At 67.2% G+C, this 21,649-nt stretch carries 21 protein-coding genes; 2 read left to right on the plus strand and 19 right to left on the minus strand.

Features of this window, described 5'->3' with window-relative positions; all coding sequences use genetic code 11:
- Positions 1–17: 17 nt before the first annotated feature.
- From ABIC50_RS06820 to leuC, 18 genes are all read right to left on the minus strand, one after another.
- Positions 18–1,211 carry an O-succinylhomoserine sulfhydrylase gene (locus ABIC50_RS06820; RefSeq protein ID WP_041490157.1) on the minus strand — a complete coding sequence of 398 codons (1,194 nt, stop codon included), beginning with the start codon at positions 1,209–1,211 and terminating at the stop codon, positions 18–20.
- A gap of 257 nt (positions 1,212–1,468) precedes the next feature.
- The gene (purF, locus tag ABIC50_RS06825; protein ID WP_011658389.1) at positions 1,469–3,001 is read right to left on the minus strand and encodes an amidophosphoribosyltransferase; all 1,533 of its coding nucleotides are present in this window, start codon (positions 2,999–3,001) and stop codon (positions 1,469–1,471) included.
- Between the two features lie 51 nt (positions 3,002–3,052).
- Entirely contained in the window at positions 3,053–3,547 is a 495-nt protein-coding gene (locus tag ABIC50_RS06830) for a CvpA family protein (protein WP_006755189.1), read from the minus strand.
- Between the two features lie 6 nt (positions 3,548–3,553).
- Entirely contained in the window at positions 3,554–4,411 is an 858-nt protein-coding gene (locus ABIC50_RS06835) for an SPOR domain-containing protein (RefSeq protein ID WP_354162580.1), read from the minus strand.
- Between the two features lie 29 nt (positions 4,412–4,440).
- Positions 4,441–5,751 (minus strand): bifunctional tetrahydrofolate synthase/dihydrofolate synthase, encoded by a 1,311-nt coding sequence (folC, locus tag ABIC50_RS06840; protein WP_011658387.1) that lies wholly within the window; start codon positions 5,749–5,751, stop codon positions 4,441–4,443.
- Positions 5,752–5,851: 100 nt separating this feature from the next.
- Entirely contained in the window at positions 5,852–6,724 is an 873-nt protein-coding gene (gene accD, locus ABIC50_RS06845) for an acetyl-CoA carboxylase, carboxyltransferase subunit beta (RefSeq protein ID WP_006755101.1), read from the minus strand.
- Positions 6,725–6,790: 66 nt separating this feature from the next.
- Entirely contained in the window at positions 6,791–7,609 is an 819-nt protein-coding gene (gene trpA, locus ABIC50_RS06850) for a tryptophan synthase subunit alpha (protein ID WP_175706028.1), read from the minus strand.
- A gap of 41 nt (positions 7,610–7,650) precedes the next feature.
- Entirely contained in the window at positions 7,651–8,502 is an 852-nt protein-coding gene (locus ABIC50_RS06855; RefSeq protein ID WP_011658385.1) for a DNA-methyltransferase, read from the minus strand.
- A 7-nt stretch (positions 8,503–8,509) separates the two neighbouring features.
- Positions 8,510–9,703 carry a tryptophan synthase subunit beta gene (gene trpB / locus ABIC50_RS06860; protein WP_165752797.1) on the minus strand — a complete coding sequence of 398 codons (1,194 nt, stop codon included), beginning with the start codon at positions 9,701–9,703 and terminating at the stop codon, positions 8,510–8,512.
- 56 nt (positions 9,704–9,759) lie between these two features.
- Entirely contained in the window at positions 9,760–10,461 is a 702-nt protein-coding gene (locus tag ABIC50_RS06865; RefSeq protein WP_175760061.1) for a phosphoribosylanthranilate isomerase, read from the minus strand.
- Positions 10,458–11,270, minus strand: coding sequence for a tRNA pseudouridine(38-40) synthase TruA (gene truA, locus ABIC50_RS06870; protein WP_354162583.1), 813 nt, complete (start codon positions 11,268–11,270; stop codon positions 10,458–10,460). The genes ABIC50_RS06865 and truA overlap by 4 nt, the downstream gene beginning before the upstream one ends.
- Positions 11,270–13,345, minus strand: coding sequence for a FimV/HubP family polar landmark protein (locus tag ABIC50_RS06875; RefSeq protein ID WP_354162586.1), 2,076 nt, complete (start codon positions 13,343–13,345; stop codon positions 11,270–11,272). The genes truA and ABIC50_RS06875 overlap by 1 nt, the downstream gene beginning before the upstream one ends.
- 266 nt (positions 13,346–13,611) lie before the next feature.
- A complete protein-coding gene (gene asd, locus ABIC50_RS06880) occupies positions 13,612–14,733 on the minus strand; it encodes an aspartate-semialdehyde dehydrogenase (protein ID WP_006756674.1) in 1,122 nt (373 codons plus the stop codon).
- 82 nt (positions 14,734–14,815) lie between these two features.
- Complete coding sequence (locus ABIC50_RS06885) at positions 14,816–14,935, minus strand: hypothetical protein (protein WP_039319027.1); 120 nt, start codon at positions 14,933–14,935, stop codon at positions 14,816–14,818.
- Between the two features lie 119 nt (positions 14,936–15,054).
- The gene (leuB, locus tag ABIC50_RS06890; RefSeq protein WP_166725030.1) at positions 15,055–16,122 is read right to left on the minus strand and encodes a 3-isopropylmalate dehydrogenase; all 1,068 of its coding nucleotides are present in this window, start codon (positions 16,120–16,122) and stop codon (positions 15,055–15,057) included.
- A 75-nt stretch (positions 16,123–16,197) separates the two neighbouring features.
- On the minus strand, positions 16,198–16,848 hold the full coding sequence (gene leuD, locus ABIC50_RS06895; protein WP_006754088.1) for a 3-isopropylmalate dehydratase small subunit: 651 nt from the start codon (positions 16,846–16,848) through the stop codon (positions 16,198–16,200).
- Positions 16,849–16,913: 65 nt separating this feature from the next.
- Positions 16,914–17,060, minus strand: a complete 147-nt coding sequence (locus ABIC50_RS06900) for an entericidin A/B family lipoprotein (protein ID WP_011658379.1) — start codon at positions 17,058–17,060, stop codon at positions 16,914–16,916.
- A gap of 3 nt (positions 17,061–17,063) precedes the next feature.
- Complete coding sequence (gene leuC, locus ABIC50_RS06905; RefSeq protein ID WP_006754089.1) at positions 17,064–18,473, minus strand: 3-isopropylmalate dehydratase large subunit; 1,410 nt, start codon at positions 18,471–18,473, stop codon at positions 17,064–17,066.
- A 240-nt stretch (positions 18,474–18,713) separates the two neighbouring features.
- Here leuC and ABIC50_RS06910 point away from each other — a divergent pair, with 240 nt between their 5' ends.
- Together ABIC50_RS06910 and ABIC50_RS06915 are read left to right on the plus strand one after the other, a co-directional pair.
- A complete protein-coding gene (locus ABIC50_RS06910) occupies positions 18,714–19,046 on the plus strand; it encodes a cupin domain-containing protein (protein ID WP_175659544.1) in 333 nt (110 codons plus the stop codon).
- A 126-nt stretch (positions 19,047–19,172) separates the two neighbouring features.
- Positions 19,173–19,898: a glutathione S-transferase gene (locus tag ABIC50_RS06915; RefSeq protein WP_354162589.1), complete on the plus strand. Its 726-nt coding sequence runs from the start codon at positions 19,173–19,175 to the stop codon at positions 19,896–19,898.
- Positions 19,899–20,086: 188 nt separating this feature from the next.
- On the opposite strand, the gene ABIC50_RS06920 is transcribed toward ABIC50_RS06915, so the two are convergent.
- Complete coding sequence (locus ABIC50_RS06920; RefSeq protein ID WP_354162592.1) at positions 20,087–21,628, minus strand: amino acid permease; 1,542 nt, start codon at positions 21,626–21,628, stop codon at positions 20,087–20,089.
- Positions 21,629–21,649 lie beyond the last annotated feature (21 nt).

Here is a 21,649-nt window from a genome sequence, read left to right on the forward strand (position 1 = left end):
AAAACCTGCCGCCGCGCTCAGCCCTCGAGGCCGCGCGTGAGATCGCGGCGCAGGTCGCCCGCATCCTCCAGGCCGACCGCGAGGCGGATCAGCCCTTCGGTGATGCCCGCGGCCGCTCGCGCTTCCGGCGTGATGCGCGCGTGCGTCGTCGTCGCCGGATGCGTGATCGTCGTGCGCGTGTCGCCGAGGTTGCCGGTGATCGAGATCAGCTTCGTGCTGTCGATCACGCGCCACGCGTTCGCGCGCTGCTGCTCCGGCGTGTCGCCCTTCAGCTCGAACGAGACGATCGCGCCGCCCGCCTTCTGCTGGCGCTTCGCGAGCTCATGCTGCGGATGCGATTCGAGCCCCGGATAGAACACGCGCGCGACGGCCGGATGCGAATCGAGCCAGCGCGCGATTTCCAGCGCGTTCGCCGACTGCTTCTCGACGCGCAGCGACAGCGTCTCCATCCCCTTCAGCAGCACCCACGCGTTGAACGCCGACAACGTCGGGCCCGCGCTGCGCACGAACGGGAACACCTTGCCCATGATGAATGCCTTCGAGCCGACCAGCGCGCCGCCGAGCACGCGGCCCTGCCCGTCGAGGAACTTCGTCGCCGAGTGCATCACGACGTCCGCGCCGAGCTTCAGCGGCTGCTGCAGCACCGGGCTGCAGAAACAGTTGTCGACGACGAACAGCGCGTTCGCCGCCTTCGCGATCTTGCCGATCGCCTCGATGTCGGCGAGTTCGGTCAGCGGGTTCGACGGCGTTTCGAGGAAGAACATCTTCGTTTCGGGCCGCACCGCTTCCTGCCATGCGTTCAGGTCGGTCGGGTCGACGAAGGTCGTCGTGATGCCGAACTTGCTGAAGATCTGCGAGAACATCCCGAGCGTCGAGCCGAACAGGCTGCGCGAGCTGACGAGGTGATCGCCTGCCTGGAGTGCCGACATCACGACCGACATGATCGCGGCCATGCCCGACGCCGTCGCGATGCAGGCCTCGCCGCCTTCGAGCGCGGCGAGACGATCCTGGAACATGGTGACGGTCGGGTTCGTGAAGCGCGAATAGGTGAAATAGTCTTCCGAATTCGCGAAGCGCTCGGCGGCCTCGGCCGCGCTCTTGAAGCAGAAGCTCGACGTGAGGAACAGCGCTTCCGAGTGCTCGTTGAAGTCGCTGCTGCGCAGCGTGCCCGCGCGCACGGCGAGCGTGTCGAAATTGAGGGAGTCGTCCATGTTCCGTTTTCCGTATTCGAAGGGCGCGCCGCCAGTCATACATCGGGCGCGAACCCAGCCAAAAACCAGGCCAAAACAAAAAGCCCGCTATGCGTCGGCATCAGCGGGCTTCGGTGCGGTACGACAGCGATCGACTCGGGCCGGCTTTCGCCGGCCTTCGCTTTAGCTGTTTTGGGAAGTCGCCCCGCGTCCGCAAGCTGAATCAAATCGACGCAAGGCCACATCCTAGCACGCTTCGTCGGAAGCGTGCGCCGGCATCACTCGACCGACAGTTGCAGGTTCATCTGCGAACGCGCGGTGTCGCCGGCCGTGTCGCGATCGGCCTGCGACGCCGGTGCGAGGCGTGCACGCTCGATCGCATCGAGGTACTCGGGCGTCACGGCGCCGGTGATGTAGTTGCCGTCGAAGCACGACGCCTCGAAGCGTTCGAGCTTCGGGTTGATGTCGCGCACCGCGCGGCGCAGGTCGTCGACGTCCTGGTAGATCAGGTGGTCGGCGCCGATGATCTTCGCGACTTCTTCGTCGGTGCGACCGTGTGCAACCAGCTCGCCGCGCGTCGGCATGTCGATGCCGTACACGTTCGGGAACTTCACCGGCGGCGCCGCCGACGCGAAGATCACCGACTTCGCGCCCGCATCGCGCGCCATCTGCACGATCTCGTGCGAGGTGGTGCCGCGCACGATCGAATCGTCGACGATCAGCACGTTCTTGTCCTTGAACTCGATGCTCATCGCATTGAGCTTCTGGCGCACCGACTTCTTGCGCACGGCCTGGCCCGGCATGATGAAGGTACGGCCGACGTAGCGGTTCTTGAAGAAGCCTTCGCGATACTCGACGCCGAGCTTCGCGGCGACCTGCATCGCGGCCGGACGCGACGAATCGGGAATCGGCATCACGACGTCGATCGGCACGTTCGGCAGCTCGCGCTTGATCTTCTCGGCGAGGTAGTCGCCCATGCGCAGGCGCACGTTGTAGACGGGCACGCCGTCGAGGCACGAATCCGGACGGGCGAGATACACGTACTCGAACATGCACGGATTCAGCGTCGGCTGCTCCGCGCATTGCTGGCTGTGGAAGTTGCCGGCCTTGTCGATGAAGATCGCTTCGCCCGGCTGCACGTCGCGCACGAATTCGAAACCGATGCCTTCGACCGCCACCGACTCCGACGCGACCATCCATTCGGTGCCGTGTTCGGTTTCGAGCTTGCCGAGGCACAGCGGGCGGATGCCGAACGGATCGCGGAACGCGAGCAGGCCGTAGCCGGCGATCAGCGACACGATCGCGTACGAACCCTCCAGGCGGCGATGCACGCCCGCGACCGCCTTGAATACGGCAGCCGGATCGAGCTCGAGGCCGGTGGTCGACAGTTGCAGCTCGTGCGCGAACACGTTGAGCAGCACTTCGCTGTCGGAATTGGTGTTGATGTGCCGGCGATCGATCCGGAACATCTCGTCCTTCAGCTGTTCCCAGTTCGTCAGGTTGCCGTTGTGCGCGAGGATGATCCCGAACGGCGCGTTCACGTAGAACGGCTGCGCCTCGGCTTCGCTCGACGCCGAGCCGGCCGTCGGATAGCGGACCTGGCCGATGCCGAAGGTGCCGGGCAGGCTGCGCATGTTGCGCGTGCGGAACACGTCGCGCACCATGCCGTTCGCCTTGTACATGTGGAAATTGCTGCCGTCCGCCGTCGCGATGCCCGCTGCGTCCTGACCGCGATGCTGCAGCAGCAGCAGGCTGTCATAGATCAGCTGATTGACGGGGGATTGGGAGATAACACCTACGATGCCGCACATGGCATGTCCTTCAAGATGACAAAATCGGTTCCGTCCTGCCCGGCCGCGGCGTCACACGCGCACGTACTGGGCCATGCCGTCGGGCAGGAGCTGCTTCAGCTCGTGCACGCCCTGTTCGGCGAAAGGACGCAAGAGCGCATTGCGCCAGAAATCCTGTTTGGGCAATTCGGTCAGCCCGGCCGCCGCGACCAGCAGCACCACCAGCACGCAGCCGCGGACGAGCCCGAACATCATGCCCAGCGAGCGATCGACTCCACCGAGGCCCGTCGCCTGCGCGATCCGCGACAACAGCGCGTTCGCGACACCCGCGACGAACACGACGCCGATCACGATCAGCGCGAACGCGAGCACCCATTGGGTGAGCGCGCCGCCCGGCCAGTTCGCCGGAATGTACGGCACCACCAGCCCGACGTAGCGCGCGGCGATCACGACCGCCACGATCCAGCCGATCAACCCGAAAATCTCCGAGACGAAACCGCGCCATGCGCCACGCAGCGCAGACAACGCGATTACCGCCAATACAGCGTAGTCGAAAGCCGTTAGCATCGCACGTTACTGCGTCAGTCCGGCTTCGCGCACCTTCGCGATCGCGGCTGACGCCGCCGCGCGATCCGCAAACGGGCCGGCACGCAGCAGTGTAGCCGTGCTGCCGTCCGCCTGCTTGCGATGCTCGACATATGCGGGCACACCCGCCGATTTCAACTTGGTGGCCCACGAACGGGCCGTCGTGTCGTCCTTGAACGAACCGAGCTGCACCGCGAAGCGCGCGCCGGCCGGCGATGCGGGCGACGACACGTCGCCGCTGTCGGCTGAGGCGTCGGCGTTCGCGACCGTCGCGGGTGCCGGCGCCGGCTTCGGCGCGACCGGCTTCGCGGCCGGGGCGGCCGGCTTCGCAGCGGGCTTCGGCGGCGTCACGCTCGCGGTGGTCGTCGAGGTCGTCGAGGTCGTGGCAACGGGTTTCGCGGCCGGCTTGGCCGCTTCCTTCGGCGCCGGTGCGGGCGCGGCCGCCACCGCGACATCGGAGGCCGGCGGCTCGTCGTGCGCGACGCCCGCCTGCACGTCGGCCGCGTCGTCGTCACGCGGCGCGACCGCCTGATGCGCAGGCCGGTTCGGAATATCGATCGCGATGTCGTCCGTCACCGGCTTCGGGTGCGAATCGAGCACCATCGGCAGCACGATCACCGCGCCGACGACGAGCGCGATCGCGCCGACGAGACGCCGGCGGGCGCGTTGCTTTTCAGGAAGGGTCGGATCGAGAAGCAGTGCGTCCGATTCCGGACGCTCGGTGCGGCGCGTGCGTCGCTCGACGCGTTCAGTGCGCTCCGTGCGCACGTTCCGGGAGGCCCCGGTACGACCGCCGCGCCGGGTGGGCGCGTCGTCGTCTTTCTTGCCGAACGAGAAAATTCCCATGAATGGCTGAGTCCGAAACTGCCCGACAGTCAGTGTTGCTGCGATTTCCGGTAGGCCATCACACCGGCCACCGTATGGAAACTGCCGAAAACCACGATTCTATCATTCTCGGATGCTCTTTTTAGTGCATCTCGAAATGCTTCCGCCGGCGACGCGAACCGCGTGACGCTCGAATCGGGCCCGTCTTCCACGCCGGCCTTGCGCAGCGCGGCTTCGAGCTGCTCCGCACTCGCCGCGCGCGGCAGCGGCAGGTCGGTCACGCACCAGTGGTCGACCTCCCCCGCCAGGTGCCGCAGCACGCCGTCGATGTCCTTGTCGTGCATCGCGCCGAACACCGCGTACGTGTACGGGAAGAAGCCCATGTTGCCGAGGTTCTGCTCGAGCACGGCTGCCGCATGCGGGTTGTGTGCGACGTCGAGCACGATCGCCGGCTTGCCGGGCAGCACCTGAAAGCGCCCCGGCAGCTCGACGTTCGCGAGCCCGAGCCGGATGTCCTGCGCGGACACCGGCAGCACCGGGCGCAGCGCCTCGAGCGCGGCCAGCGCGGCCGACGCATTGATCAGCTGATTCGCGCCGCGCAGCGCCGGGTACGCGAGCGCCGGATAGCGCTTGTCGCGGCCGAGGTAGCTCCATTGCTGGCGCTCCGCGCCCGGCTGCGCTTCATAGCGAAAATCGCGACCGACCAGCCACAGGTCCGCACCGATCGCGGCGGCATGGTCGATCAGCGTGTTCGGCACGGCAGGATCGCCGCAGATCGCCGGCTTGCCCGCGCGGAAGATGCCGGCCTTCTCGAACGCGATCTTCTCGCGCGTGTCGCCGAGGTATTCGGTGTGGTCGATGTCGATGCTCGTGACGATCGCGCAGTCGGTATCGATGATGTTGACCGCGTCGAGCCGGCCGCCGAGGCCGACTTCGAGGATCACGACGTCGAGCCCGCGCGACGCGAACAGGTGCAGGATCGCGAGCGTCGTGAATTCGAAGTACGTGAGCGACACCGGCTCGGGCAGCGACGTGCGCGCCGCTTCGACGGCCTCGAAGTGCGGCAGCAGATCGGCATCGCTGACCTGCTGGCCGTTCACGCGTGCGCGCTCGGCGAATTCGAGCAGGTGCGGCGACGTGTGGCAACCGACCTTGTAGCCCGCGTGAACGAGGATCGCCTCGAGGAACGCGCAGGTCGAGCCCTTGCCGTTCGTGCCGCCGACCGTGATCACGGGGCACGCGAATTCGAGCTGCAGCGCCGCCTTGACCTGCCCGATGCGGGTGAGGCCCATGTCGATGCCGACCGGGTGCGCGCGTTCGAGATGCGAAAGCCACGCGTCGAGAGTGGGAAAAGTGCTCATCGGATCAAATCTGAATCGGTACCGCCACTACGCCAAAAAACGAAACGCGCCGCCCGGCGGTTCAGCCGGGCGACGCGCGCAGGTCACAACGCCGCGCCGATCAGGCCAGCGCGTCGGCCGGCTGTCGCTGCAGCAGCGCGAGCAGCTGCGCGATCTCGTCGCGCATCTTGCGGCGGTCGACGATCATGTCGATCGCGCCCGTCGTCAGCAGGAATTCCGCGCGCTGGAAGCCTTCCGGCAGCTTCTCGCGAACCGTCTGCTCGATCACGCGCGGGCCGGCGAAGCCGATCAGCGCCTTCGGCTCAGCGATCACGACGTCGCCGAGGAACGCGAAGCTCGCCGACACGCCGCCCATCGTCGGATCGGTCAGCACCGAGATGAACGGCAGCTTGGCTTCGGCCAGCTTGGTCAGCATCGCGGTGGTCTTGGCCATCTGCATCAGCGACAGCAGGCTTTCCTGCATCCGTGCGCCGCCCGACGCCGTGAAGCAGATGAACGGCACGTGCTGTTCCAGCGCGTTCTGCGCGCCGCGCGCGAAGCGCTCGCCGACGACCGAACCCATCGAGCCGCCCATGAACGAGAACTCGAAACAGGCCGCGACCACGGGCAGCGTATGGATCGCCCCGCCCATCACGACCATCGCGTCGGTCTCGCCGGTCTCGTCCATCGCTTCCTTCAGACGATCGGGGTACTTGCGGCTGTCCTTGAACTTCAGCGAGTCGACCGGCACGATTTCCTGGCCGATTTCATAGCGGCCTTCCGGATCGAGCAGCCCGTCGAGGCGCTCGCGCGCGCCGATGCGCATGTGGTGATCGCACTTCGGGCACACATGCAGGTTCGCGTCCACGTCGTTGCGGTACAGCACGGCCTCGCAGGACGGGCATTTGACCCACAGGCCTTCCGGAATGCCCTTGCGGCTTTTCGGGTCGGTCTGCTTGATCTTCGGCGGCAACAGTTTGTCGAGCCAGCTCATCGTGTATGGTTTCCTGTTCCGTGGCGGGGCGGGCCGACCGGCCCGTTCCCGCCGCCTGTGTTGTGTTTATCGCGCCGTCTTGCCGGCGCCGTCCAGGGCGGCGCGCAGCTCGGCGATGAATGTCTTCAGCGCGGCGGCGGCGCCTTCCGGCGCGGCGCTCTCGAGCAGCTGCACCAGGCGGCTGCCGATCACGACGGCGTCCGACACTTCGGCCACCGCGCGCGCCGTTTCGGCGTCGCGGATGCCGAAGCCGACGCCCACCGGAACCGGCACGCGCGACTTGATGGCCGGGATTTTACCCGCAATGCTCGAAACATCCAGATTTCCGGCGCCGGTCACGCCCTTGAGCGACACGTAATACACGTAGCCGCTCGCGATCTTGCCCACGTCGGCGATGCGCTCGTCGGTCGACGTCGGGGCGAGCAGGAAGATCGGATCGATCTGCGCGGCACGCATTTTCTCGGCGAACACGCCGGCTTCCTCGGGCGGATAGTCGACCACGAGCACGCCGTCGACGCCGGCTGCCTGCGCTTGAGCCGCGAACGCGTCGACGCCCATCCGCTCGATCGGGTTCGCATAGCCCATCAGCACGACGGGGGTCGTCTGGTTGGTGTCGCGGAAGCGCTTCACGTCGGCGAGCACGCTCTTGAGCGTGACGCCGCGCGCGAGCGCGCGCTCCGACGAGCGCTGGATCACCGGGCCGTCGGCCATCGGGTCCGAGAACGGCACGCCGAGCTCGATCACGTCGGCGCCGCCTTCGGCGAGCGCGTGCATGAACTCGACGGTCTTCGCGGGATCGGGGTCGCCGGCCGTGATGAACGGGATCAGGCCCTTGCGGCCTTGTTCGGCGAGTGCGGCGAAGGTCTGCTGGATACGGGTGGACATGGCAATTTTCCTAGTTGCGATCGGCATTGCGGCGGCGCGACTCACGCGCACGCCTGCGCGGCGAGCGCGTTCACGCGCTCGTGCGCGATCGCGCAATAACTTTCATTGATCTCGTAGCCGACGAAGTCGCGCCCCTGCCGTGCGCAGGCCACCGCGGTCGTGCCGCTGCCCATGAACGGATCGAGCACGCGGCCGCCCGGCGGGCAGCTTGCGAGCACCATCCGCTCGATGATTTCCAGCGGCTTCTGGGTCGGATGATCGACGCGCTCCGCGTGCTGCCGATGCAGGCGCGAGACCGACCAGACGTCCTTCGGGTTGTAGCCCATCTCCAGCCACTTGCTGCCTTCGAACAGCTTGCGCGAGCGGGCCTTCTTCGTGTCGGCGTCGTACGGAATGCGGACCGGATCGAGATCGAAGTAATACGCTTTGGAAACCGCGAAAAAGCCGATGTTGTCGTGCACCGACGTGAAACGGCGCGTCGTGCCGCCCATGCTCGGCACGCGCCGGTCCCAGATGATCTCGTTGACCATCGTGAGTTGCGTCTTCAGGAAGCTGAAGATTTCCGGCGCGTACTGCCACGTGCAGAAGATGTACATCGACCCGCTCGGCTTGAGCTTCGGAATCGCGAGCTCGAGCCACTCGCGCGTCCACGCGAGAAAGTCGTCGCCCGAACGCTTGTCCGAGTCGTTGCCGTAGTCCTTGCCGAGCCCGTACGGCGGATCGGCGACGATCAGGTCGATCGACGCATCCGGCAGGCGCGCGGCTTCGGTCATGAAATCGCGGTTGTGCAGTTCGATCCCGGACGGCAGTGCGCACGGCACGGCGACGGCGGGCTGCCCCGCCTCCGCTTCGCTCGCGGCGCCGCCGCCTGGTTCTTCGATCAGGTCACGCATCGGTCGGTCAGAGCGCGATGCCCGATCGCTCGGCGACCGTGTGCATGTCCTTGTCGCCCCGGCCCGACAGGTTGACGAGCAGGATCTTGTCCTTCGGCAACGTCGGCGCGAGCTTCACGCCATACGCGATCGCGTGGCTCGACTCGAGCGCGGGGATGATCCCCTCGATCCGGCAACAGTCGTGGAACGCCTTCAGCGCCTCTTCGTCGGTGATCGGCACGTATTGCGCGCGGCCGCTGTCCTTCAGCCATGCGTGCTCGGGGCCGACACCCGGATAGTCGAGGCCGGCCGACACCGAATGCGTCTCGATGATCTGGCCGTCGTCGTCCTGCAGCAGGTACGTGCGGTTGCCGTGCAGCACGCCGGGGCTGCCGGCGATCAGCGACGCCGCGTGACGGCCGGTGTCGAGGCCGTCGCCGGCCGCTTCGACGCCGATCAGCTGCACCGACGTGTCGTCGATATACGGATAGAAGATGCCCATCGCGTTCGAGCCGCCGCCGACGCATGCAATCACCGCGTCCGGCTGCCGGCCGGCGAGTTCCGGCATCTGCACCTTGCACTCGTCGCCGATCACGCGCTGGAAGTCGCGCACCATCGCCGGATACGGGTGCGGGCCCGCGACCGTGCCGATGATGTAGAACGTGCTTTCGATGTTCGTGACCCAGTCGCGCATCGCTTCGTTCAGCGCGTCCTTCAGCGTGCGCGAACCCGATTCGACCGGCACGACCGTCGCGCCGAGCAGCTTCATCCGGTAGACGTTCGCGGCCTGGCGGCGCACGTCCTCGGCGCCCATGTAGACGATGCACTCCATCCCGAAGCGCGCGCAGATGGTCGCCGTGGCGACGCCGTGCTGGCCGGCGCCCGTCTCGGCGATCACGCGCTTCTTGCCCATGCGCTTCGCGAGCAGCGCCTGGCCGATCACGTTGTTGATCTTGTGCGCGCCGGTGTGGTTCAGGTCTTCGCGCTTCAGGTAGATCTGCGCGCCGCCGAGCGTCTCGCTCCAGCGCTGCGCGTGATAGATCGGCGACGGACGGCCGACGAAGTGCTTCAGTTCGCGCTCGTATTCGGCGACGAAATCGGGGTCGTTCCGGAATTTGTCATACGCGGCGCGCAGTTCGTCCAGCGCGTGAATCAGCGTCTCGGCGACGAACACGCCGCCATACGGGCCGAAATGGCCGTGATCATCAGGGAGGTTGTACATGGTGTCACTCTCGATTGGTCGGCGCGCCCCGCGTTCGGGGGGCGCACCTTCTTGCATCACCGGGCGTCCGCTTCGCGCACCGCGCGTACGAACGCCGCCATCCGGGCGTGATCCTTCACGCCCTTCGCGCCCTCCACTTCGATGCCACTCGAGACATCGACAGCAAACGGGCGCAACTGGCGGATCGCATCACCGACGTTTTGCGCGCTCAAGCCACCACTCAAAACGGCCCGATGCGCGAGCTCTGCGGGAATAAGAGACCAATCGAAGACCTTGCCGCTACCGCCGTAGTCCGGCACCAGGGTGTCGAACAGGAGGCCGCGCGCTTTCGAATAATGAAGTGCCGATTCTACCAAATCGGACGGCTGAGTCGAGGGGCCGACGCGCACCGCGCGCAACCACGGCAGGCGGGCCGCGCGGCCGAGCGCGTCGCACTGCTCGGGCGTCTCGTCGCCGTGGAACTGCAGCACCGTGAGCGGCACCGCGCGCACGACTGCGTCGATCTCGGCTTCGGTCGCGTTCACGAACAGCCCGACCACCGACACGAACGGCGGCGCGAGGCGCGCCAGTTCGGCCGCCTGCGCGATCGACACCGCGCGCGGGCTCTTCGGGTAGAACACGAGGCCGATCGCGTCGGCGCCAAGTGCCGCGGCGTGCAGCACGTCCTCGGGGCGCGACAGGCCGCACAGCTTGATGCGCGTGCGCGGCGCGAGGCCGGTCGCGGCGGAGGTCGGAGAAGGCACGGCGTGATCCGTCATGATGGTAGGTCCAGATCGGCCCAGACGCTGCTCCACGGCACGCTGCCGAGTTGCGCGGGCGGGACGGCGAATTCCGCCGGGTAGCCGACATGGGCAAGATACAGCCCGTCGGCCATGAACGTGGGCGCGGCGAGCTTGCGGTCGCGCCCGGCCAGCACGTCGGCGAGCCAGTCCGCCGGATAGCGGCCGCGCCCGACCGCGACCAGGCAGCCCATCAGGTTGCGCACCATGTGGTGCAGGAACGCGTTCGCGCGGAAGCGAAAATGAATGAAGTGGCCCGAGCGCCGCACGTCGATCTGATACAGGTGTTTGACCGGCGTCTTCGACTGGCATTCCGACGACCGGAACGACGAGAAGTCATGCTCGCCGATCAGGTGCGCGGCGGCGGCGCGCATCGCGTCGTCGTCAAGCGGCGTGTGGATCCATCCCGCACGGCCGGCCAGCATCGGCGAGCGCACGGGATGCACGTACAGCACGTAGTAATAGGTGCGTTCGAACGCCGCGAAACGCGCATGGAACGTGTCCGGCATCGGCTTCGCCCACTGCACGGAAACGGTCGACGGCAGGAACGCGTTGGTGCCGCGCACCCACGAAAAATCCGTGCGGTGGAGGTCCGTGTCGAAGTGCACGACCTGCCCGAGCCCGTGCACGCCCGTATCGGTCCGCCCCGCGACCGTCGTGTGCAACGGCACGCACGCGAATTCGCCGAGCGCGCGCTCGAGCGCGTCCTGCACGGTCTTGCCGTGCGGCTGCGCCTGCCAGCCGCAGAACGCCGCGCCGTCGTACTGGACTCCCAGCGCGATCCGCATTACGCCTCGTCCGCCAGTTTCGCGAGCAGCGCACGCGCATCGTCGCGCGTGGCGGCGTCGTTCGCGTCGATCACCTCCTGCAACAGCGTGCGCGCGCCCGACAGATCACCCAGTTCGACGTACTCCGACGCGAGATCCAGCTTGTTGCGCGCGATGCGCGCGAGCTCTTCCGGCGTCAGCGCGGGCAATGCGGCCCCCGGCGCGGACGGCAGATCGAGATCGAAATCCAGTTTCAACGCGCCGAACTGCGCGCCGCCGAGCGGCGGCAGCGACGACGGCGCGGATGCGCCGCCCGCGTGAGGTGCGGGCCTTGCCGCATCCGGATCCCAATCGAACTCGTCGTCCTGGTCGGCCGGGTGTTTCGGTGACAGATCGCTCGCGCCAACCGGCGCGTGCGACGCGGATTGACCGTTAGTTGCGATTTGCTCGCTTTCGGCTTGCCCTTCCCGTGCGGCCGGCTCGTCCGCCTGACGCGGCGGCAACGGCATGTCGAGGCTGTTGAGCGCGCTGATCGCGTTCTGCATCAGCGCCGCGTGCTGGGCGTCATTTGTCGCAGGCGCCGCAGGCGTTTGCAGCGGCTCGTCCGCGGCCGTTTCCGCGACGGGCTTCACGTCGTGCGAGGCCAGCGCTGCGTCGCGCTCGAGCTCGGTGTGCGCGGGCGGGGCTTCCGGTTGATCGTCGTGTGGCTGCGCGGTTTCCGGCGGCGACGCGACCTCGGCTTCATGCGTGTCGACCGCCCCTGCCGCTGCCGCGGTAGCCGCGATCAGGTTCACATCGGCCGCGGCGTCGCGTGCGAGCGGCGTCTCGGGAAGGATCGGCGGCAAGGGTTCGACGGGCGACGACGATGCGCCGGCATCGACGGCAGCCGCTCCGCCGGATTCCGGGGCGATCGCATCGGCAGGCCGCGCTTTCCGGCGCTTGCGCCACGCGAACCAGGCCGCGAGAACGAGCACGGCCCCACCGGCCATTGCTGTCGGACGCCAATCGATCTGTGCCGCACCGCGCGCGGGCGCGGCGGTCGTGACGGGCACGGCCGGCTGCGCGGGTGCCGATGCCGGCTGCGCCGCGCTGGCGACCACATCGGACGCCGCTTCGCTCGCGGCCGATGCAGGCGCGGCAGCGGATGCACCTGCATCATTCGCGGCGGGGCGCGGCGCAGCGGGTGCCGGAGCCGGCGCACGCGCCGGTGCAACGTTGTTCGTGTCGGCCGGCTTGCCGATCCCGTGCTTCTGCAGCTCCATCAGCACGCGGTTCTTCAACGCGAGCAGTTGCTGAAGGCTCGACGGCCGTGGCTGCGACGCGCCCGCGACGGGTGCCGCCGCGGACGGTTCGTGCATGCCTTGCGCCGCGCCACCCGGTGCGACCTGCGCAGCGGCGTCGCTCGCGGACGACGGTGCGGACTGGATCGCGCCGCTCCACACGTGCGGCCCGCTTGCGCCGGCCGCAGGCGCTGCCGGCTGAACGGATTCGACCGTCGACGCGCCATGCGCGGCGGATGCGCCGATCGGCGCCGACGCCCCTGCTGCCGCCGCGACGCTCGCACCGCTGACCGGCGCCGCGTGCGCGGCCGATGCGGCCGGCGCGCTTTGCACGGCCGACCCCGGGTGCGGCGCGGACGCGCCATGCGGCGCGACTGCGGCCGTGCCGGACGCGGCCACCGCCGCTGACGCTGCCGCTGACACCGCCGATGCACCGGAAGCACTCGACGCACCGGCCGGCACGAGCGCCGCGCCCGTCGCGTCGAGCGCCGGCACCGTCAGCGTCGCGCCGACTTTCAGGCGGCTCGGGTCGCGCTTCATGAACGCCTGCGGATTGGCGTCGAACAGCGCACGGCCGGCGCGCGCGAGCACGGCCGGGTCGTGCGACTGCGTGGCCGCTTTTGCGAGGTCGTTCAACGACTGGCCCGGCTGGACCGTCACGTTCAGCGGCGCGGGGCCGCCGGTGGCGGACGCCGCCAACTCGCCGGTGTCGGCCGCCCAGGCCGACACGGCCGTGCCGAGCGCCAGGATCGCCAGCGCGCCACGTACGGCGCGCGACAGACGGGACTGACGCGGAAACAAGGAAATTCGGGACATCGTAGGCTCAATCGCCGCGCGCGGGCGCGGCTCGGATTCGCGTAGGGAAGCGTCAATAAAGTCGCCGCAGAAATGCAAAAGCGTCGCGCAGAACGCGACGCTTTTGGCGACTCTGCGCGTCGTAACCGCATAGTTTACTTCACACGATCGCGTTCCGGCCGAATTCGTCGCCGACGAATGCCGCCGCCCCTGCCCGGCGCCGACCAATGAAAAACGCCTGCCGCCCCGCAAGGGGCTGGCAGGCGTCTCGCTTCACGCGCAGATCCTTACTTGTCGAGCAGGATACGCAGCATGCGGCGCAGCGGCTCGGCCGCGCCCCACAGCAGCTGATCGCCGACCGTGAACGCCGACAGGTATTCGCCGCCCATCGCGAGCTTGCGCAGGCGGCCGACCGGCACCGTCAGCGTGCCGGTGATCTTCGCCGGCGACAGATCGCGCATCGACGCTTCACGCTCGTTCGGCACGACCTTCACCCAGTCGTTCGCCGACGCGAGGATGCCGTTGATTTCGTCGAGCGGGACATCCTTCTTCAGCTTGATCGTCAGCGCCTGCGAGTGGCAGCGCATCGCGCCGATCCGCACGCACAGCCCGTCGACCGGGATCGAGCCCGGCTCGCCCATCGCCGGCTTGCCGAGGATCTTGTTGGTTTCCGCGCCGCCCTTCCACTCTTCCTTCGACATCCCGTTGCCGAGATCCTTGTCGATCCACGGAATCAGCGAACCGGCGAGCGGCACGCCGAAGTGGCTCGTCGGCATCGCATCGCTGTTCATCGTCGCGAGCACGCGGCGATCGATGTCGAGAATCGCGGAAGCCGGATCGGCGAGCTGTTCCTGCACCGCGCCGTGCAGCGCGCCCATCTGCGACAGCAGTTCGCGCATGTTCTGCGCGCCCGCGCCCGATGCGGCCTGGTAGGTCATCGCCGTCATCCAGTCGACCAGGTTCTCGCGGAACAGGCCGCCCAGCGCCATCAGCATCAGGCTGACCGTGCAGTTGCCGCCGACGAAGTTCTTCGTGCCCTTGACGAGCGCGTCCTTGATCACGTCGAGGTTGACCGGATCGAGGATGATGACCGCGTCGTCCTTCATCCGCAGCGACGACGCCGCGTCGATCCAGTAGCCGTTCCAGCCGGCCGCGCGCAGCTTCGGGAACACGTCGTTCGTGTAGTCGCCGCCTTGGCACGTGATGATCACGTCGCACTTCTTCAGCTCGTCGACGTTGGTCGCGTCCTTGAGCGTAGTCTCGTTTTTCGCGAACGACGGCGCCTTGCCGCCCGTATTGCTGGTGCTGAAAAACACCGGTTCGATCAGGTCGAAATCACCTTCTTCCTGCATGCGTTGCATCAGCACGCTGCCGACCATGCCGCGCCAACCTACGAGACCTACGTTCATGACTAACCCTTTGAATGGAGCTTCCCCGCCATTTCCGCCCCCGGCGTGACCGCGCGGGGAAACAGGCGGGCACGACGGACGATCAGCGTTTAATGATCGTTTTCGTGGTAATGGTTTTCGTGATGACGATGGCGCGCGTACCCGCACGGGCAGTGTTGCCGTGGAGTTTCAGGACCGGGGAGATCAGGGAAATCAGCGCCATCGTTCGAGTCTACACAAAGCCGGTTGGCCGCACAACGGCCAACCCTGCGCGAACCGGCCGATTTCATGGCCCGTTCGCGCCCTTTCTACATTAATTGCCGTACGTCATCGCCCTGCGCGTTACAGCGCGGCGAGCACCGCATCGCCCATCGCCGCCGTGCCGACCTGCTTGCAGCCCGGCGTCGCGATGTCGCCCGTACGGTAGCCTTGTTCGAGCACCGTTTTCACCGCGCGCTCGATGCGATCGGCCTGCTCGGCGCGATTCAGCGAGTAGCGCAGCATCATCGCGGCCGACAGGATCGTCGCCAGCGGGTTCGCGATGCCCTTGCCCGCGATGTCCGGCGCCGAACCGTGCGACGGCTCGTACAGACCCTTGTTGTTCTTGTCGAGCGACGCCGACGGCAGCATGCCGATCGAGCCCGTCAGCATCGACGCTTCATCCGACAGGATGTCGCCGAACATGTTGCCGGTCACGATCACGTCGAACTGCTTCGGCGCCTTCGCGAGCTGCATCGCCGCGTTGTCGACGTACATGTGCGACAGCTCGACGTCCGCGTATTCCTTCGACACGTCGATCATGACGTCGCGCCAGAACTGCGACGTTTCGAGCACGTTCGACTTGTCGACCGACAGCAGCTTCTTCGCGCGCTTTTGCGCGGCCTGGAACGCGACGTGCGCGATGCGGCGCACCTCCGGCTCCGAGTAGCGCATCGTATCGAAGCCTTCGCGCGCGCCGGCGAACGGGCCGTCCGGCGCTGCGCGCACGCCGCGCGGCTGGCCGAAGTAGATGTCGCCGTTCAGTTCGCGCACGATCAGGATGTCGAGGCCCGCGACCAGTTCCGGCTTCAGCGGCGACGCATCGACGAGCTGCGGATAGCAGATCGCCGGGCGGAAGTTCGCGAATAGCTCGAGGTGCTTGCGCAGCCCGAGGATCGCCTGCTCGGGGCGCAGCGCGCGCTCGAGCGAGTCGTACTTCCAGTCGCCGACCGCGCCGAACAGGATTGCGTCCGCTTCCTTCGCGAGTTTCAGCGTCGCGTCCGGCAGCGGATGACCGCTCGCCTCGTAGCCCGCGCCGCCGACCGGCGCCTGCTCGAGTTCGAACTGTTCGTCGAGGGCGTTCAGCACCTTGACGGCTTCGTTGACGATTTCCGGACCGATGCCGTCGCCGGGCAGCACTGCAATCTTCATGCGTTATTCCTGACTGGGTAGGTGGTGGTGGCGGGTCGGCGAGCGCGCGTCATGCGCGCCCGCCCGGAGGCAATCTCAGCCGACCAGCTTGTTGTTGAGCCACGGCTGCTTCGCGAGCCGCTCGGCTTCGAACTGGCGGATCTTGTCCGCGTGACGCAGCGTCAGGCCGATGTCGTCGAAGCCGTTCAGCAGGCAGTACTTGCGGAACGCGGCGATCTCGAACGGATACTCGCGGCCGTCGCCCGTGCGCACGACCTGCGCGTCGAGGTCGACCGTCAGCTGATAGCCGTTGAACGCATACGTGTCGTTGAACAGGTGATCGACCTGCTGCTCGGTCAGCACGATCGGCAGCAGACCGTTCTTGTAGCAGTTGTTGAAGAAGATGTCGGCGAAGCTCGGCGCGATGATCGCGCGGAAGCCGTACTGCTGCAGCGCCCACGGCGCGTGCTCGCGCGAGCTGCCGCAGCCGAAGTTCTTGCGTGCGAGCAGCACCGATGCGCCCTGGTAGCGCGGCTGGTTCAGCACGAAGTCCGGGTTCAGCGGGCGCTTCGAGTTGTCCTGGCCCGGCTCGCCGTGGTCGAGGTAACGCCATTCGTCGAACGCGTTCGGACCGAAGCCCGTGCGCTTGATCGACTTCAGGAACTGCTTCGGGATGATCGCGTCGGTGTCGACGTTCTCGCGATCGAGCGGCGCCACGACGCCGGTATGCACTGTGAATTTTTCCATGATCCGTCTATCCGGTTGAAGGGCCGGCAGTCTGCCGGCGCACATCGACAAATTCCTGGCGGGCGTCAGTCCGCGGCGCGCTGCAGCGCGTTGCCGGCGGCATTGACGTCCTGGCCGAAGCCTCGGACGGTATTGCAGCCCGCAAGGCCGAAGCCCAACCCCGCGAGCGCCAGCGCGGCAACCAGCCGCGCGATGAGCTTCGATGCCGTCACGCGTTACCCCAGCTGGCGAATGTCGACGAAGTGGCCTTCGATCGCCGCCGCCGCCGCCATCGCGGGGCTCACGAGGTGCGTGCGACCGCCCGCGCCCTGCCGGCCTTCGAAATTGCGGTTCGACGTCGATGCGCAGCGCTCGCCCGGATCGAGCCGGTCGGCGTTCATCGCGAGGCACATCGAGCAGCCCGGCTCGCGCCATTCGAAGCCCGCATCGGTGAACACCTTGTCGAGCCCTTCGCGCTCCGCCTGCGCCTTCACGAGGCCCGAGCCCGGCACGACCATCGCGAGCCGCACGTTCGATGCGATGCGACGGTTCAGCTTCTTCACGACATACGCGGCCGCGCGGATGTCCTCGATGCGCGCGTTCGTGCACGAACCGATGAAGATCTTGTCGACCTTGATCGACTCCATCGGCGTGTTCGGCTCGAGCGCCATGTAGGCCAGCGCGCGTTCCATCGCGTCGCGCTTGACCGGATCCTTCTCGCGCTCGGGATCGGGCACGCGACCGTCGATCGACGTGACCATTTCCGGCGACGTGCCCCACGTGACCTGCGGGACGATCTCGGCCGCGTTCAGCTCGACCACTCGGTCGAACTGCGCGCCTTCGTCGGACTTGAATTCGCGCCAGTACTCGACGGCCTGGTCCCATTCCGCGCCGGTCGGCACGAACGGACGGCCCTTCAGGTAGTCGATCGTCGTGTCGTCGACGGCGACCATGCCCGCGCGCGCGCCGGCTTCGATCGCCATGTTGCAGACGGTCATCCGGCCTTCCATCGTCAGCGCGCGGATCGTCGAGCCGCCGAATTCGATCGCGTAGCCCGTGCCACCGGCCGTGCCGATCTTACCGATGATCGCGAGCACGATGTCCTTCGCGGTACAGCCGCGCGGCAGTGCGCCCTCGACCTTCACGAGCATGTTCTTGCTCTTTTTCTGCAGCAGCGTTTGCGTCGCGAGCACGTGCTCGACTTCCGACGTGCCGATGCCGTGCGCGAGCGCGCCGAACGCGCCGTGCGTCGACGTGTGCGAATCGCCGCAGACGATCGTCATGCCCGGCAGCGTCGCGCCCTGCTCCGGCCCGATGATGTGCACGATGCCCTGGCGTACGTCGTTCATCTTGAACTGCGTGATGCCGAACGCGTCGCAGTTCGCGTCGAGCGTGTCGACCTGCAGCTTCGAGACCGGATCGGCGATGCCGTGGCTGCGATCCGTGGTGGGGACGTTGTGGTCCGACACGGCCAGGTTTGCGCTGATGCGCCACACCGGGCGATGCGCGACGTTCAGCCCTTCGAATGCCTGCGGGCTCGTGACTTCGTGCAGCAGCTGACGGTCGATATAGAGCAATGCCGTGCCGTCGTCCTCGGTGTGGACGACGTGGGTATTCCACAGTTTGTCGTAGAGAGTCTGTGCCATGGGTATGCGGGGTCGTTGTGACTACAAGCCTTGCGGATGCGGTCGATTATGCCACGCAGAACGCGCCGCGGCGCAGGCGCGACGCGAAAAAACCCATTAAAAACAGTGGTTTGGCTGGTAGTGCCAATACCTGTATCGGCATTACCCGGCAAACGGCGTTCACCCCGGGCCGGATTCCGGCATACGATGGGACGACGCACGTCTGAACGTCCCCACGACCACGATCCGGAGCCCACGACGATGAAGCTCGGCATCCATGACTCGCTCGCCCGCCTCGACGCTGAAGGCACGCTGTTCACGACGCTGTTTCGCCACGGCACGCTCGACATCGAGTTGTACCGGCCGCGCGGGGAGGACCTGCAAACGCCGCATACGCGCGACGAGGTCTACGTGATTGCCGCGGGCACGTCGCGGTTCGTCCTCGACGGACGCGAATGCGGCGTCGCGGCCGGCGACGTGCTGTTCGTGCCCGCGTTCGCGGCGCACCGCTTCGCCGGCTTCTCCGACGACTTCTCGACCTGGGTGTTCTTCCATGGCCCGGAAGGCGGCGAAAGCGGCGAGCGCGGCGCCTGACGCGACGCGCGCGGCACTTCCCGCTCGATCTCCTAGACTGTCTATTCGCAACGGGCGGCGCATGGCCGCCCTCCCCGCCACCACGATGCGCGCACCCCCGCCGCATCGACCGGACAGGAGCAATGCATGCGATATGAACTCTATTACTGGCCCGAAATCCAGGGCCGCGGCGAATACGTGCGGCTCGCGCTCGAGGCGGCCGAGGCCGACTATGTCGACGTCGCGCGCGAATCGGGGCCCGGCATGGGCGTGTCGGCGATGATGCGCATGATGGACAGCACGAAGGACGAATGCGTGCCGTTCGCGCCGCCGTTCCTGAAGGCCGGCGACGTGGTCGTCGGACAGGCCGCGAACATCCTGCTGTTTCTCGGCACGCGGCTCGGGCTCGCGCCCGATGACGAAGCCGGGCGACTGTGGGTGCATCAGCTCCAGCTGACCGTCGCCGATTTCGTCACCGAGATCCACGACACGCATCACCCGATCGGCAGCGGCCTGTACTACGAGGACCAGAAGGCCGAGGCCGCCGAGCGCGCGGCCGACTTCCTCGAGCACCGGCTGCCGAAATATCTCGGCTACTTCGATCGTGTGCGCGAGCAGAATCCGCACAAGGGCGGCTATCTCGCCGGCAGCGCGCTCAGCTACGCGGACCTGTCGATATTCCAGCTGATCGAAGGCCTGCGCTACGCGTTTCCGAAGGCGATGAAGCGCGCGGAGCGCAAGGTCGAGGGACTCGTCGGTCTGCACGATCGCGTCGCGCAGCATCCGCCGATCGTGCGTTATCTCGAGTCCGAGCGCCGCATTCCGTTCAACGACATGGGGATCTTCCGGCACTATCCGGAGCTGGACAAGTAGCGTCGATGCAGGCGCGGACCGGCGTCTCGGGACGATGTCGCCGCACGGTCAGGCCAGCCGCTTCACGCCGGACCACGGCTGTCGAGCGCCGCCCTTCACCGTCGGTCCGTGTCTCGCGCCATTCGTGGATCGCGATCGCGAGGCCGGCGCGTGCGCCCCGCGCGCGCTGAGCGGCGCACGCCCGCCGCTCAGCGCGACTGCCCGTGCTGCCCGTGTTGCGTGACCGCCGCATCGACGGCCTCCACCGACCGCGTGAGCCACGGCCCGATATCCATCTCCTCGTACCGCACGAACCGGCTCTTGCGCACGCGCCGATACGCCCACCAGATCGCGACGAACAGCGGGATCCACACATAGATCGACAGCACTTCCAGCCAGTCGATGCGGGCCGCGAAGAACGCCTGGTAGTCCTGCCCGAGCGAGATCACGATGCAGATCGCGATCGCGAACAGCGGCCCGAACGGAAACCACTTCGCGCGGTATGGCAGTTGATCGAGCCGGTAGCCCTGCTTCAGGAAGCCCTTGCGGAACCGGTAATGACAGACCGCGATGCCCAGCCACGCGATGAAGCCGGTGATGCCGACCGTATTGAGCAGCCACAGATAGATGCTCTGGTTGTTGGTCAGCGACGTGAGAAAGCACAGCCCGCCCACCGCCATCGTCGCGTACAGCGCGTTGCGCGGCACGCCGCCCGGCGACAGCGTCGCGAACATCGCGGGCGCACGGCCCTCGGCCGCGAGGTTGTACAGCATCCGCGTGGCCGCATACGTGCCGGAATTGCCGGCCGACAGCACGGCCGTCAGGATCACGAGGTTCATCGCGCCGGCCGCGAGCGGAAAGCCCGCGTGGCTGAACACGAGCGTGAACGGACTCACACCGATATCGGTCACGTCGCTCTTCAGCAGGTTCGGATCGGTGTACGGCACCAGCAGGCCGATCACGAAGATCGCGAACACGTAGAACAGCATGATCCGCCAGAAGATCTGCTTCACCGCGCGCGGGATCGTCTTGCGCGGGTTTTCCGATTCGCCGGCCGTGATGCCGACCAGCTCGGTGCCGAGAAACGAGAAGCCCGCGATCAGCGCGACGCTCATCATCGCGTGCACGCCGCCGACGAACGGCGCGTCGCCGGTCCTGAAGTTGCGCCAGCCGACCGGCTGTCCGTTGCCGAGTAGCCCGGCCGCGATCAGCAACCCGGCCGCGATGAACGCGATCACGGTGACGACCTTGATCAGCGAGAACCAGTATTCCGATTCGCCGAAGCCCCGCACGGACAGCGTGTTCAGCAGGAAGATCAGCACCAGGAACCCCGCACCCCACCATACGCCCGGTATCGCGGGAAACCAGTAGCGCATCACGATCTGCGCGGCGACCAGCTCGATCGCGATCGTCACGGCCCAGCTGTACCAGTAGGTCCAGCCGAGCGCGACGCCGAAGCCTTCGTCGACGTATTTCTCGCCGTAGATCGCGAACGAGCCCGACACCGGCATCAGCGCGGCCATCTCGCCGAGCCCCGTGACGACGAAATAGACCATCAGACCGATCGCGACATACGCGGCGATCGCGCCGCCCGGCCCCGCCTGCGCGACCGACGCGCCCGACGCGACGAACAGCCCCGTGCCGATCGAGCCGCCGATCGCGATCATCGCGATGTGGCGGCCCTGCAGCCGGCGCTTGAGCGCCGTCCCGGACGGCGCGGCCGTCTGCGCTGCCGCTTGCAAAGCATCCATAGCATTCACCCTGGTTGGAAT

The organism is Burkholderia sp. 567 (assembly GCF_040545115.1).
GTDB classification, from domain to species: Bacteria; Pseudomonadota; Gammaproteobacteria; order Burkholderiales; family Burkholderiaceae; genus Burkholderia; species Burkholderia ambifaria.